Consider the following 14076-nt stretch of genomic DNA (forward strand, 5'->3'; position numbering starts at 1 on the left):
TCGGTTACCGTTAGTCTTGTCTGGACTTGATATTTTACCAGGTCGGTTGAGTAATATATGGAACTGAAACATTTCGCAGAGAAATGGGGCGCTAAGAACAGCGCTCCAACAGCAGTGAAAACTATCGAGTTGGAGCAAGTTGAACTAACTTTTGAAATCGCTCTTCCAACCGACTACGTGGAGCAGGTCACTGCTGTCGGGCTTCCATGGCCTCCACGCCTCCTTTCAGCGATTGTCGACAAACAGGCAGACCTTCACGACTTGTCCGAGCTGTGCACGCCAAAGGAAATCGTCAGCGAGACACAAGGCCGGCACCCCATCGGCCTGCCCGAGAACTTTTTGGTCATCGCTAATGACAGCATGGGCAGCAAATTTTGTTTCGACATGAAAGAGTTGGATGGCGGCAGAAAGTCGGTCGCCGCTGTATTCTTTTGGGATCATGATTTCGACGATACGACCAAAGTCGCCAACTCATTCTCGGAGTGGATTGCGCAATACTTGGGGCCGTGGAGCGACGGGTGGATTGCGACCAACTAGCCGAGGCGTGCCAAAACTCTCGAATGGCTGCTTTTCCGCAACGAACATTGCCTTCCTATTTTGGTTGGGAATGTCCGCTCAGAGCCCCAGTTGAACTAAGCTGTCGTTAGAAGGATATCACTTCGAAACAAGCGCCTCAGCTTCAGATATGTCGATTTCTAGACTGCCGTAAATGCCACCGGGATTTGGATTAACTGCGATTTCATATCTTACCAGCTCTTCTTCATCGAAATTAGTCGCGAACTTTTTCAGACGGAAGTTTCCAGCATCATCGCAATAAACTTTGACAACTTCTCTCCCGTCAATTGAAGCAACTTGCGCCAAAAACTCGTCGTCATCGTGGGTCATCTAGGTACTTCAATCCTTATTGGTGGCTAATACGGATAATGGTCGGGCAGCGTTGTGAGCGGCATGCTAGGCACGATTCTAAAAAAGTCAAAGTTCCGCTTCGTCCGCTAGACCGACCTTGATGCCGTCCGAACCGACCCGTTGACATACTGAAACCGTCGAATGACCGGTTCGAGCCCAACTGTTAACCCATTGCTACTTCAAGACCGTTTGCTCTCGCTTTAGGATGAGTTTCATGGCAACAGAAACCTCCCGGACCATCTCGACAAAAGCAGACCTTCTCTGTGTTCTATATGCGCTAAATGATAGCGGTTATTGGTCAGAGAAAGAATTTTCGAACTGGGCGACTAAGGTGTTGATGCGGTCCACGGACCCTGACTCGTGGCTCATGGACTTCGTTTTAGTTGAGCGCTCCGACAACATCGAAGAAATATTCCATAAGGCCTTACTTGATACCCAAATACTTCTTCCCCAATGGGCACATGACTTGTCAGCAGGTTTTGTCATGATGCGGTATGGCAAGGGCGACCTTTCCGAAAAACAGGTCAGAGATTTGATCGCCGACTTGACCGATCCAATCCCAATTTGCGAGATAACTATTGAGCAAGTCGCCGACATTTGTCTTGAAGACGATAGACTGATTTGGCTTCGCGACGAAGCCTCAGGCCTACTGAACCAAGTTGAGGCAAGTCAAATTTCGCCTCCCATCCTTACCGTGATTTCATAGTAACACAGATACCACTCGGAACGTCCGTTTTGTCCGCTTTGCCGACATTCGAGCCGTGTAGACCAACCGAAACTGTCAGATGACCGGTTTTAGCCTGGTGCAGATAAGACGAAACAGCGACGTGTTCAATGCCTACTCACGCATTGACGGTCGGCCAAACCGGCAACAAGATGGCTGCAACGTTCAGATTATGGCTTTGTGAATTTGATGACACCTTCTATCGAACAGTTTTCAGAACTTGCCAGACATCAACTGCTACCCGTGTTGCCAAATCCCAAACTGGTGATTTGTAAGCCGACGTCAAACTCGTCGGTATATATTGAGTGTGAGGGTTTTTCAGCCATTGGTCGGCTAACCTATTGGGAACAAGGCACTGCATTTTGCGAGGTCTTGGATATGGCGTCAGGCGACGAAATCTTCACTCACCACTATAACGTCGGGTCTACGACGGAACTGATAGGAGTGTTCGATGCTTTTCAGGTACAATTGGTCAGGACCACCGACTAGCTAAGGGAACATAGCACTAAGGCGGAACGGCAGCTAAGGTCCGCAGAGCCGTCATTCGAGCAGTATAGACCGACAAAAGAGGTCAGATGACCGGTTTGAGCCCTTCTTTGACATTGAGAATAGGTGCTTAGCGTGCGATGCACGAAGCATGGACACAAATAACTTTCTTCGAGCACAAAGAGGCCAAGCTATTAAACGGCAGCGCTGGCAAGTTGGGGCATTGGTTGAGATTCCAATAGCTGAAAACTGTTGGGCATATGGGCAACTTGGGGAAGAGTATTTCGTCGCGGTTTTTGAAGGATATTTCTCAGAACGCCCGGCAATCGAAGATTTGATTCACCTGCCGATATTGTTCAAGTCCTTTGTCTATCGTGACATTATTAGTAGTGGTTTTTGGCTGAAAGTTGGCCGGGTTGAGCCTCGAAGTGATGTGATGAACGAAGATTACCGTTTCAAGCAGGACAAAATTTCCGGGGCTCTTTCGCTTTATCATTCAGACTTTGCTGAGCAAGGCTGGGAACGGCCAGCGCTTCTGAGCGAGTGCCTTGAATTGGAATGCGTTGCTGTTTGGGAGGCAAGTCATGTTGAGGACCGGATCATCGCTGCGCGTAACGGCCACGAGTGTAAATGGGTCAGTTCCTTGGCGATAGATGTGCCAAGAGTTCCTGCACACCAGAACGACATTCATTGAGGATAGATGTCCGCTTAGTCCGCACAGCAGACCTTGATGAACCGTGCGGCTAAAACCCGCTTCGTAGGAACAGAAACGGCAGCACAATTCTATTTCGGTCGAGCAGCAATCCGACAAGTATATAAAGATTTAGGAAGACGCCCGAGGAAATCTCAATAGCTCTTATTGACGCCCTAATAGTCGGTGGTTGAAATCAAAATTCAAAGGCAAGTATTAACCAATTGATATCAAATTTAAATTATCCCCAGTACCCACTAACCTGGAGGACCCCTGAGAGCCTCTTAGAGCCCCGTAGGGCGGTCCATTACGACTTCTTAGCTCTCCCCTACCAGAGAGAAGCAAACGGCCCTGTACTGCTCCTTTAGATTGATCCAATGAAGCCAAGCATCTCGTTGATTCCATTGATGAATAAGAGAATCTCAAATCTACGCAAACTTGGCAAACACTCGGAGCCATCCAACGACGGCCTTAGCGTTCATAGTAACCCGTAAGGTAGGACATTATGGTATATACCGTTAGCATTTTAGAAGTAGACAACAAGCAGTCTAATACAAATCGTATGGTCAAACCAAATCTTACACGTAGAAGCAGTAAGTAATTGAATCAGATAAGTTAATAGTCCCAGTATCTACTGAGGATTCTTCTTCATCAATGTTCTACCTCTAAGGTTGGCTTCACTCCAACATGCTCAAAAAACGCTTCGATGAACACTTCTTTCGCAGCATCTATGTCCTTTGCGCGAACAATGAGACAATCATGGATTGGAAGTGCTGGTACATTGTGTTCACGTTTCAGCATAAGGAGAGTTTGATTCATAATGTTTGAGTCAATTGCCTGAAGTTTCAGAGAGTTAAATCCATGAGCTTCTAGATCATTCAAGAAGGGGTAGTACTCTAGAAGCTTAGTTTGGATTGGATTGCTTCTTCTTCTGCTTACCCTTCCATTGCCGACAATTGTGTTTACTGCCTGTTTGACTTCGGCTCGATCAATTCCCTCTATCTCGTAGAGGTCGACGCCAACTTCATACTCGGCACCAAACAAGCCATGAAGCATGGTTAGTTGGCAGGCCTTTATGTCGATTTCGGCTGTAGCTTCACCGCCAATCTGGATACCTTTACGGTCTTCAGACTTCCAATTGATGTAGGTGGACTCAGAACCGTAAAATCTACCCCCCATATCCCATTGATAGTCCTCAGTATCGCCATTGTTGAACAAGCGATACAGCACAGGAGGCGCACCAAAGCTGTACTGCCATTCAGCCAAGAATCCATTGATTTCCCGAACATCAGCTTCGAGTGCATCAGTCGTTGGTGTTCTTTGGTAAGAAATGAGTCTGCCCTTAGCCTGACCACTAGTCTTTGTTGTTCTGAGGCTGATTGGTTGGGACTTTTTGAATTCTGTCCTGAAATGCAGAGACAACGTTGCTGGGCTGATTCCAAATTCCTCAAGCTTTGTCAGCAAAAGGGGTGTCGCCCTAAGTCGTGTAGCCCATCTCTTATTCGGAGTGTTCGGGTGATATATCTCCCCGTCCCAATCATCACTTCCTCTGAAGCCATCAGCGACATCCATCAGCCCCATTAAAGGCCACTCTTCCTTTAGGGTTTCGTAGTGCCTGCTGGTAGCCAAAGTGCCTTTGAATTTGGTTCTATCCCCCAATCGCCAGCAGTAACCATTCGACTCTGTGTTCAGAGCTGCTTCAAGTAAGTCGCCAATAAGTGCGGCAATCGTGGCTTTTAATGATAGGGCTACTTCCGCTTTAAGCCCTCTTTTTCTTCTTCCCTGCCCTCTTTGAAATGAAACGGTCTGATCCAGTATCGCATCAACAGCCTTATGAGCCTCTTCAGAAAAAGGCAGCATAACCAAGGGGGCCATTTTCGCTGCCCTCAGTTCTTCAGGTTCAAAGTCTGGCCTGACTTTAAGCGTAATGATCCTGTCGTCTTTCATTTCTCTTCTCTTCACCAAATTACGTCAGACGTCGAGCGCCTTCTGACTCGCATTCGATCATATGCAGTAGATGATTATGAAGAACCGACAGCTCATGTCCTAAACCGTAGGATTCCCCCACACCGTAAGTCTTCCAACCCCCGATCCTGTCATGAATATCCTTTGGACAGCCTGTATTTCTTAGCCGGTCTTTCATCGAATGCCTTAGGCTATGCATACTTTGCTTTTCACCTCTAAGCCCCTGTTCAGTTAGCCATTTGTTCAACGCGGCTGAGGTTGCATTTTTGTCGTAGTCACCATGCCTAGTGATCATGGGGAAAAGATAATCCTCTTCTGAAGCAGCCATCGCTTGTTTCACGCCCCATAGAGCTGCACCAACCAAGGGAACTTTCCTAGCGGACCCGTCGTTTTTGACTTCTCTAACGCTATTTGCCGCGATGCAGACATACGGTATCGGTGCATCTAAATGGACATCACTCCGAAGTAATCCTGCAATCTCAGACAGTCTCGCACCAGTATCGCTTAGGGCTGCAATCAACCACCTACGCTCATCGTTAACCTTCATGCACCGTTTCTGAATGGCCATGACCTGTTCAACTGTAAATGGGTTCTTTGTCGGTTCAGTATCCCTTTCGGAATCCGGTATTTGCAATTTTTCCAGAGGGTTATTCATAGGCACTTCAAGTTCGATGATAGCCGTATTGAATACTGGCCTCACTTGAGCGAGATACCTTTTTATCGTCGCTTTTTTCACCCCGCTTTCAAGCAGGTCCTTGACGTACGCGTTCCCGTGTTCCCGCCGAAATTGATCTATAGGCATGTCTCCGTTGACCTTTATGAACCTCTGTGTGGCTCGGTCAAACTGAGGGTCTGATGACCGTCTTGGATGAAAGTACAGGTGTTTCTCGATAACTTTGGAGAAGCTGGGGCAAGTGAGTTTGTTCAGTTCGTCACCTTCAGCGTAAAATAACTCAGCTGCCATCCTAAGGCCTGCTGGTAGTCGTTCCTTTACGATACCGGGGTTGTTTCCGTAAGGGTCGTGAGAGTGAGCGAGAAGTTCGCCTACAAACTCTTCCGGCTCTATGTCGTATTTGTCGTACTCGACGGCTTGACCCGGCTTCAGGCCATACTTTCGAAGTACCGCCATTCCCTCCTCTCTAGTCTGAAGGTCTGATTGCCCCTTCGATCTCAACAGGCTCCATTCCCTGTCGATACGCCTAGTTTCTTCGAATGACCGCTTTGCCGCCAACGCTGGGTTGTCTGTCTTGAGTGAGGAAAACAGATGGGCTTTTCCATTGTATTTATTCTGTAGGTCGGACGGAATTCGACGGCGATAGTAGGCCGTACCTCTACGCCACTCCACGTATTTTATCTTCATACTGATTGGGCCGATTTTGAACCAACTTGCTGTCATGTGTCACCTATTGTGTCACCTAACAGAGCGCAATATCAATCTAACTCATTGAATTTATTTTATTATCTTCATTGATATGGCGCACCTGAGAGGATTCGAACCTCTGGCCTCTGCCTTCGGAGGGCAGCGCTCTATCCAGCTGAGCTACAGGTGCCTTGAGGGTTAGCTACCCTCGTTCCGGAGTGGGTGCAACTGCAAATCCGCACTGCAATCGCACCTTTAGGCCCATTTATGCGAACAGATCATGCGCCAGTTCCAGTGCGTCAACCAGCGTGTCCACCTCGTCCGTCGTGTTATACAGACCAAAGCTCGCGCGGCATGTGGCGGTCACCCCGAGGTGGTCCATCAAAGGTCCGGCACAATGATGCCCTGCCCGCACGGCAACCCCTTTTTTGTCCAGAATCGTCGAGACGTCGTGCGCGTGTCCGGCCCCGTCCAGAGTGAAGCTGAATATGGCGGCCTTGTTGGCGGTCGTGCCCTGAACCTGCAACCAGTTGAGGCCGGTCAGACGCTGCATCGCATAGTCCCGCAAACCCGCTTCATGCGCGGCAATGGAATCCATTCCAAGATCCATCATGTATTCCAAAGCTGCGCCCAAGCCGATGGTCTGCACAATACCTGGCGTTCCAGCCTCGAACTTCATGGGTGGGTCGTTATAGATCACCTGATCCTTTGAGACTTCCTTGATCATGTCGCCGCCGCCGATGAACGGGCGCATCTCGGCCATCCGTTCGGACTTGATGTAGATCGCGCCTGATCCGGACGGGCCGTACAGTTTGTGACCGGTGATGGCATAAAAATCGCATCCGATATCCCGAAGGTTCACAGGCATGTGTACGGCACCCTGGCTTCCATCCACCAGAACGGGCACGCCCTTGGCGTGGGCACCTTCGGTTATGGTTTTGACATCGACCACCGTTCCCAGGACGTTGGAGCACTGAGTTACGGCCACCAGTTTGGTTTTCGGGCCGATCGCGTCGATCACTGCTTGCGGATCAAGGTGCCCGGCAGCATCCACATCGACCCATTTCAGGACAACACCCTGACGTTCGCGCAAAAAATGCCAGGGAACGATGTTGGCGTGATGTTCCATTACGCTCAGAACAATCTCGTCACCGGCCTGCATGCGCGGCATGGCCCAACCATAGGCGACCAGATTGATCCCTTCGGTCGTACCTGAATTCAGAACGATCTCGTCCTCGTTCGGAACGCCCAGGAACCGCGCAACCATACCGCGGACAGCCTCGTATTTCTCGGTTGCTAGGTTCGAAAGGTAGTGCAGACCACGATGAACATTGGAGTATTCATGCGCATAGGCTTGCGTCACCGCATCGATCACCACCTGAGGCTTCTGCGCCGACGCGCCATTGTCCAGATAGGTCAAAGGCTTCCCGTTCACCTGCCGTGACAGGATCGGAAAGTCAGAGCGGATTTTCTGCACATCGTACATAGACTGTATTCCCTATTCCGGCCCGCTTGGGGTCAACAGAAGGACGAATGGAATGGCCGCGAGACCTGAAACCAATATCACCAGAAAAGACTTTCCCAATGATCCGAACTGATGCGCCTGATTGAGAAAATGCAAAGTGATGTAAAGGCTGAACAGGCTCATCGCCAGGATGAGTGGGCGCAGCATCGGCGGAAGGGCCAGCGCCAGGAAAAAGATAATGACCTGGGCTGCAACCTGCAGATACTGCAACCAGATCAAAAGCGCCATGACCCCGTCGAAAGACCCCTTGCCGCCAAACAGACGGCCGATCAAGAAAAACGCACCAATGCTCAGCATCAGCGCTCCGGCCGTGGTGATCAGAATATACCATACCGGTTCCGACAAGTACTGAAGGTCGGGGTCGATGACCGGAAAGATAAGACCGGAAGCCGACTGGACCAACGTATTCAGAACAACCGCAAGGCTGAAGGCCAGCCACAATACGTCGCGACCAGGGCAGTTCGCCAGAACTTGCCGGGCGGCCTCAGCCGGATTGGCGACCGTCAACACGGCCAGGCTGCGCAGGGCGGATGTTGTCATGAATTGCGACCTTCCGCCTGAATGAGACCGGATATCCAAAACCACACGAACACAGCCACCCACGCGATGCCAACTAGGTTCAGTGCCGCACCCTTGCCGATAAACCCGGCAACAAGGCCGTTCAGAAGCACAAGAGGTGTCGATGCCAGAAGTGCCCAGAACAGAGCCAGACGTGCCCCGTAGGACGAACCACCGCCACCAAACACTTTTGAAACCAGGTGTGAGAGCCAGGCCAGACAGTAAAAAAGCAAAGGCAGAATGATGATCGAGCCAAGCAGGGCCCCACCCATCTGCATGCTAAGGTCCAATCCCTCGACGTGAGCCCTGCGAGCAAGCCCGGGCAGTTGAGCGATGAATGCGATGACGCAGAATGACATCACAATCGCCAATGCACGGTCTTCCCGCTGCCCCATATCCAGCAGACGGCGCACAACGCGTCCCGGGCCGCGATACGTGGCCACGATATCCGATGTCACGGGCATCAGCGGCGGCGTGCCAGCCATTCTTGCAGACGGGACACGATGACATCCGCCAAGGCCTGGTCTTCGATCTCATCCACAGCCTCAGCCAGGAATGCCAGCGTCAGCATGTCCGTTGCATCTTCTGCCGGCACCCCGCGCGAGCGGAGATAGAACAACGCCGTTTCGTCAATCGCACCGGATGTTGAGCCATGCGAACACGCAACGTCGTCTGCGTAGATCTCCAGCTCCGGCTTTGCCAGGAATTGGCTGTCATCATCCAGAAGCAACGATTGACTGATCTGGTATCCGTCGGTTTTCTGAGCACCTTCCTTCACCAGAATCTTGCCCTGGAACACTCCGGTCGCCCCGTTGCGCAGTACCTTCTTGAACACCTGCCTGCTTTCGCAGTTCACCGCATCATGGGTCACGAAAACCGTATCATCGTGGTGAAACTCGCCATCGCCGACACATGCGCCCGCGATATGAGCGACAGCGTTATCTCCGGTAAGTTCCACGACCTGTTCGTTACGTGTCAGAACGCCGTTCACGGTCAGAGTGAACGATTTGTATACCGACTCGGTCCCCATACGCGTGAACATGTGGGTCGCGGCGCGGCGTTGATGGTCCCGTCCCTGCGCGCGGATATGGTGCAAGGTGCCACCGTCCGCGATGTCGATCTCCATGCACTTGTTGAAGCGGGACGCGGCCGGGCCGTTTTCCAGGATCGTAACCTCCGCCCCGGTCTCGACTCGGATGAAGTGGTGCAAAATCGCGTCCGACGTTTCCGACGCATGGCGGTAGATCAGGCTGATCGGTTTGGACGGCTTTCCGGTCACGTTTATCGCCACGCCATCCGATGCAAAGGCGGTATTCAGTGCCGCCAGCGGGCGCGGAACAGGGGACTGCCCCTTTGCTTCAAGAACGCCGTACAACTCTTTGGCCCAATGGATGTCCTTGCAACAGATATCCTCAAGCCGGTCGATAGTAACGCCTTCCATCTCCAGATTATCCGATTCTTCGGGGCTGAATACGCCATCGACAAAGACGATCTTCAACCGGTCGAACTCATGAAACATCATGGGTTCGTCTGTCTGGAAAACGGCCGCAGATTGCGCATCAGGCGAAATCAAGGTATCCGGCCGGGTGTATTTCCAATACTCGTCCCGCCGTCCGGGCAATCCGAGTTCACGAACGCGCATCAGTGCCGCTTCGCGCGCTTTGCGCGTGCAACCGGCATCAGGCATGCTCAGAGAGGCAAGCCGCTCTTCCGTCGCGGGTTGTTTTGCTTGAGCCAGCGCCATCAGTTCACCTCGGCGAGAATGTCGGCATAACCGTTGTTTTCAACTTCAAGTGCAAGATCGGGACCGCCGGATTTAACGATGCGACCGTCTGCCATGATATGAACAACATCCGGTTGGATGTGGTCCAGCAGACGCTGATAGTGAGTGATCACCAGAAAGCTGCGCCCTTCATCCCGCAGCGCGTTCACGCCTTCGGCCACCAGCTTCATGGCGTCCACATCAAGGCCCGAGTCCGTCTCGTCCAGGATGCACATCTTCGGCTCAAGCACGGCCATCTGCAGAATTTCGTTGCGCTTTTTCTCGCCGCCGGAAAAGCCTACATTGACCGGGCGCTTGAGCATATCAGCGTCGATCTTCAGCGATTTCGCCTTGGCGCGAATGACTTTCAGGAAATCCGCCGCCGACAACTCCTCTTCGCCCCTGGCCTTGCGCTGCGCGTTCACGGCCGTGCGCAGGAAGGTCATATTGCCGACACCGGGTATTTCGACCGGATACTGGAACGCGAGGAAAAGACCGGCAGCCGCACGTTCTTCCGGCTCCTGCTCCAGCAAGTCTTCGCCATCCAGAGAGGCCGAGCCGGCAGTCACCTCGTACCCATCGCGTCCCGACAGCACATAGCTGAGTGTCGATTTTCCCGACCCGTTCGGCCCCATGATCGCATGTACCTTGCCGGCCTCGACGGTCAGGTCGACGCCTTTGAGGATTTCCTTTTCTTCTTCCTCAAGTTTGACGTGCAGGTTCTTGATTTCCAGCATGATTTGTCCTTTTGCGTATCGCAAGGGGCGCCTCGGCCCCTGTGTGTTCCTATCCCAGAATTTTGCGGATCACGCGGGCGGCAATCCAGCCAAGGATTGCCCCTCCACCGACCGCCCAGACCGGGTTAATAAATTCCATGTAGTTGGTGTTCACATAGGCCACGCCGAGCAATCCGCCCAGAACCGGAAGTGCGTATCCCAGAGCGGTCAGCACATCATCCCGCTGAATGCGTTTGCGTGGCGTACGTGTCATCAACCGACCGAACCTTCCAGCGAGATCGCCACCAGTTGCTGCGCTTCCATGGCGAATTCCATCGGCAGGGCTTGCAAAACATCCCTGCAGAAGCCGTTGACGACCAGCGCCACCGCCTCTTCTTCGTCCATACCGCGCTGGCGGCAATAGAACAGCTGGTCGTCATCCACTTTCGAGGTCGTCGCTTCATGCTCGACCCGAGAAGAATTGTTGCGGACTTCGATATACGGCACTGTGTGGGCGCCACATTTGTCTCCGATCAACAGGCTGTCGCACTGGGTGTAGTTGCGCGAGTTCTTAGCCTTGGGATGCATCGACACCAGACCACGATAGGTATTCTGAGCCTTGCCCGCACTGATCCCCTTGGACACGATCCGCGACTTGGTGTTCTTGCCCAGATGAACCATCTTTGTGCCGGTATCGGCCTGCTGATAGTTGTTGGTGATGGCGATCGAATAGAACTCACCCTGGCTGTCATCGCCGCGCAGAATGCAAGACGGATACTTCCATGTCACCGCCGAACCGGTCTCGACCTGTGTCCACATCACCTTGGATCGGTCGCCCCGGCAATCAGCGCGTTTGGTCACGAAGTTGTAAATTCCGCCCTTGCCGTTCTCATCGCCCGGGAACCAGTTCTGAACGGTCGAGTATTTAACCTCGGCATCTTCTTCGACGATGATTTCAACCACCGCCGCATGCAGTTGGGCTGTGTCCCGCTGAGGGGCGGTACAGCCTTCCAGATAAGAGACATACGAGCCCTTATCGGCAATGATCAGAGTACGCTCGAATTGACCGGTGTTTTCCGCATTGATGCGGAAATAGGTGCTCAGCTCCATCGGGCAGCGCACGCCGGGCGGCACGTAGACAAACGAACCGTCCGAGAACACAGCCGAGTTCAGAGTTGCGTAGAAGTTATCGGAAACCGGCACCACGGAGCCGAGATACTTCTTGACCAGTTCTGGATGCTCGCGGATCGCTTCGGAAATCGAGCAGAAGATGACACCCGCCTTCTTCAGTTCTGCCTGAAATGTCGTACCCACGGAAACCGAATCGAACACCGCATCCACGGCTACCTTGCGACCTTCCGCAGGGGCATCCTCGGCGCCTTCGACGCCGGCCAGAATCATCTGCTCTTTCAGCGGGATACCAAGTTTCTCGTATGTCGCCAAAAGCTTGGGATCGACCTCATCCAGAGATTTGGGCTTTTCCTGCATCGATTTCGGACGCGCATAATAATACTGATCCTGAAAATCGATCTTCGGATAGTTCACCATGGCCCAGTTGGGTTCGTCCATCTTGGTCCAGCGCTCGAACGCGGACAGGCGCCATTCGGTCATCCACTCCGGCTCTTCATTCTTTTCCGAAATCAGACGAACGATGTCCGGAGACACGCCCTTGGGCGCGTATTCCATTTCGATTTCAGTTTCCCAGCCGTATTTATAAGTGCTGACCTCGCGCACCGCGTCCACGGTTTCCTGATCGACACCTTCTTTTACCTGGGTCTGGTCCAAAGCGGCCATAAGACACCCTCCGTCAGATCACGCGGCACGCGCGTGATGCTTTTTCTCTTTTTCAAGCCACGTTTCCGCGAAACGCAGCACATCCTCTTTTGTCGTCTCCGGCCCCAGCGAAACGCGGATCGCGCTTGCAGCCGTCAATTCGTCGTAGCCCATGGCCGTCAGGACCGTGCTGGCCTTGACCTTGCCGCTGGAACACGCAGACCCGGCGCTGATCGCAAATCCGGACAAATCCATCTGCATGACCTGCGTCTCACCTTTCCAACCGGGGGTGGCAAAACACAGTGTATTGGGGAGTCGCTCCTGATCTTTCCCGACAAAAATAGTAGATTTAGAGCTGGCCTCAAGAGCGTTTTCTAGAATATTTCTAAGTTCTGCGACTTTTTCCCAAATACCATCTGCCAGATCCCGCGCAGCCGCTTCAGCCGCGGCTCCGAAACCCGCGATTCCAATGACATTTTCAGTGCCCGAGCGGCGGCCCATCTCCTGTCCGCCCCCCTTTATCTGTGCAGGCAGATACGTGCCACGTTTCATGACCACGGCACCAATGCCCTTGGGGCCGCCAAGTTTGTGGGCCGATATCAGCGCCATCTCAGCGCCCAACCAGTTGAATGCGACGGGCAGTTTACCAAACGCCTGCGTTGCATCTGTAACGGCAAGCCCATCCGGCAGGGCCTGAACAATGCCCGTTTCGGAATTCGCCAGTTGGAGGGTCGAAACCTCAGGGCTGATAACTGCAACGTGACCGTTGGATGAAACGGATAAACTTCCGTCAGTCCAAGCCCGCACCGCATCATGCTCAATCTCGGCGCCTTGCAAGCCACGCCCCGCCAGTGCCAACGCTGCGCCTTCGGTTGCGCCAGATGTAAAAACAATGTCTGCCCCGTCCGCGCCAAATGCCGCCGCAACCTGCGCGCGCGCCTTTTCAACCAGCGCCTTGGCAGCCCGGCCTTCGGCGTGGACCGATGAGGGATTTCCCGCAACGTCCATCGCTGCAATCATTGCAGCGCGCGCCTCGGGTCGAAGCATGGTAGTAGCGTTATGATCCAGATAAACACGTTTCATGGATACATCTTTTTTAGCGGGCTCTTGGTGTTTTGTGATGCGAAATAGAGTGTCATGCCATCAATCGTCCACGACCGAGAACAAGCTTGGTACGGCCGGGCACGGCGCCAGGTCATTCTGGATGACATCCGACAACCGTGTCTGGTGCAGAAACACATAAACGTTGGCGCTCAGACTCTCCCACAAACGGTTGGTCAGGGATTGGGCCCTGCTACCCGACGAAGCACCCGAAGCCCCCGCCCCTTTTTGCAGCGCGTCCACGGTTTCATCTACAGCCGACAGAATCTGAACCACACGGATATCCGATGCAGGGCGTGCCAGCCTGTAACCCCCGCCGGGTCCGCGAACCGACGCAACCAGTTCGGCACGTCGGAGTTTGACGAACAACTGCTCAAGATACGGCAGCGAGATGTCCTGCCGCTCGGAAATTTCTGAAAGCGTCACCAGTTGGTCAGCCGGCTGCAGCGCAATGTCCGCAAGCGCAACCATTGCGTATCGGCCCTTGGTTGACAGCTTCATTGTATTCC

General features: G+C 52.8%; 16 protein-coding genes and 1 tRNA gene. 4 read left to right on the top strand and 13 right to left on the bottom strand.

The window, feature by feature from the left end; genetic code table 11:
• The first annotated feature begins 57 nt into the window (after positions 1 to 57).
• Positions 58 to 537: an SMI1/KNR4 family protein gene (locus tag AC2TDJ_RS04960; protein ID WP_480839804.1), complete on the top strand. Its 480-nt coding sequence runs from the start codon at positions 58 to 60 to the stop codon at positions 535 to 537.
• 117 nt (positions 538 to 654) lie between these two features.
• Here the strand turns inward: AC2TDJ_RS04960 and AC2TDJ_RS04965 are convergent, their stop codons facing one another.
• Positions 655 to 885: a hypothetical protein gene (locus AC2TDJ_RS04965; protein ID WP_480839806.1), complete on the bottom strand. Its 231-nt coding sequence runs from the start codon at positions 883 to 885 to the stop codon at positions 655 to 657.
• Positions 886 to 1120: 235 nt separating this feature from the next.
• Between AC2TDJ_RS04965 and AC2TDJ_RS04970 the strand changes: the two genes are divergently transcribed.
• From AC2TDJ_RS04970 to AC2TDJ_RS04980, 3 genes are all read left to right on the top strand, one after another.
• On the top strand, positions 1121 to 1612 hold the full coding sequence (locus tag AC2TDJ_RS04970) for a hypothetical protein (RefSeq protein ID WP_480839808.1): 492 nt from the start codon (positions 1121 to 1123) through the stop codon (positions 1610 to 1612).
• 207 nt (positions 1613 to 1819) lie between these two features.
• The gene (locus AC2TDJ_RS04975) at positions 1820 to 2119 is read left to right on the top strand and encodes an immunity protein TriTu family protein (protein ID WP_480839809.1); all 300 of its coding nucleotides are present in this window, start codon (positions 1820 to 1822) and stop codon (positions 2117 to 2119) included.
• A 148-nt stretch (positions 2120 to 2267) separates the two neighbouring features.
• A complete protein-coding gene (locus AC2TDJ_RS04980; protein WP_480839811.1) occupies positions 2268 to 2810 on the top strand; it encodes a hypothetical protein in 543 nt (180 codons plus the stop codon).
• A 648-nt stretch (positions 2811 to 3458) separates the two neighbouring features.
• Here the strand turns inward: AC2TDJ_RS04980 and AC2TDJ_RS04985 are convergent.
• The 12 genes from AC2TDJ_RS04985 to iscR form a co-directional block, all read right to left on the bottom strand.
• Positions 3459 to 4754: a hypothetical protein gene (locus AC2TDJ_RS04985; RefSeq protein WP_480839813.1), complete on the bottom strand. Its 1296-nt coding sequence runs from the start codon at positions 4752 to 4754 to the stop codon at positions 3459 to 3461.
• 19 nt (positions 4755 to 4773) lie between these two features.
• On the bottom strand, positions 4774 to 6132 hold the full coding sequence (locus AC2TDJ_RS04990; protein WP_480839815.1) for a tyrosine-type recombinase/integrase: 1359 nt from the start codon (positions 6130 to 6132) through the stop codon (positions 4774 to 4776).
• Positions 6133 to 6245: 113 nt separating this feature from the next.
• Positions 6246 to 6322: transfer RNA gene (locus AC2TDJ_RS04995), tRNA-Arg, on the bottom strand.
• A 75-nt stretch (positions 6323 to 6397) separates the two neighbouring features.
• Entirely contained in the window at positions 6398 to 7618 is a 1221-nt protein-coding gene (locus tag AC2TDJ_RS05000; RefSeq protein ID WP_480839817.1) for a cysteine desulfurase, read from the bottom strand.
• Positions 7619 to 7630: 12 nt separating this feature from the next.
• The gene (locus AC2TDJ_RS05005) at positions 7631 to 8197 is read right to left on the bottom strand and encodes a Yip1 family protein (protein ID WP_480839819.1); all 567 of its coding nucleotides are present in this window, start codon (positions 8195 to 8197) and stop codon (positions 7631 to 7633) included.
• Positions 8194 to 8679: a YIP1 family protein gene (locus AC2TDJ_RS05010; protein ID WP_480839821.1), complete on the bottom strand. Its 486-nt coding sequence runs from the start codon at positions 8677 to 8679 to the stop codon at positions 8194 to 8196. Before AC2TDJ_RS05010 ends, AC2TDJ_RS05005 begins: the two co-directional genes overlap by 4 nt.
• Positions 8679 to 9959, bottom strand: coding sequence for a Fe-S cluster assembly protein SufD (gene sufD / locus AC2TDJ_RS05015; RefSeq protein ID WP_480839823.1), 1281 nt, complete (start codon positions 9957 to 9959; stop codon positions 8679 to 8681). The genes AC2TDJ_RS05010 and sufD overlap by 1 nt, the downstream gene beginning before the upstream one ends.
• Positions 9959 to 10714: a Fe-S cluster assembly ATPase SufC gene (gene sufC / locus AC2TDJ_RS05020; protein ID WP_480839825.1), complete on the bottom strand. Its 756-nt coding sequence runs from the start codon at positions 10712 to 10714 to the stop codon at positions 9959 to 9961. The genes sufD and sufC overlap by 1 nt, the downstream gene beginning before the upstream one ends.
• Positions 10715 to 10763: 49 nt before the next feature.
• Positions 10764 to 10967: a hypothetical protein gene (locus AC2TDJ_RS05025; protein ID WP_480839827.1), complete on the bottom strand. Its 204-nt coding sequence runs from the start codon at positions 10965 to 10967 to the stop codon at positions 10764 to 10766.
• A complete protein-coding gene (sufB, locus tag AC2TDJ_RS05030; RefSeq protein WP_480839829.1) occupies positions 10967 to 12487 on the bottom strand; it encodes a Fe-S cluster assembly protein SufB in 1521 nt (506 codons plus the stop codon). Before sufB ends, AC2TDJ_RS05025 begins: the two co-directional genes overlap by 1 nt.
• Positions 12488 to 12505: 18 nt before the next feature.
• Positions 12506 to 13549 carry a cysteine desulfurase family protein gene (locus tag AC2TDJ_RS05035; protein ID WP_480839831.1) on the bottom strand — a complete coding sequence of 348 codons (1044 nt, stop codon included), beginning with the start codon at positions 13547 to 13549 and terminating at the stop codon, positions 12506 to 12508.
• Positions 13550 to 13609: 60 nt separating this feature from the next.
• Positions 13610 to 14068 (bottom strand): Fe-S cluster assembly transcriptional regulator IscR, encoded by a 459-nt coding sequence (iscR, locus tag AC2TDJ_RS05040; protein WP_480839833.1) that lies wholly within the window; start codon positions 14066 to 14068, stop codon positions 13610 to 13612.
• Positions 14069 to 14076 lie beyond the last annotated feature (8 nt).

It is taken from the genome of Ruegeria sp. HKCCD6647-2 (assembly GCF_057221075.1).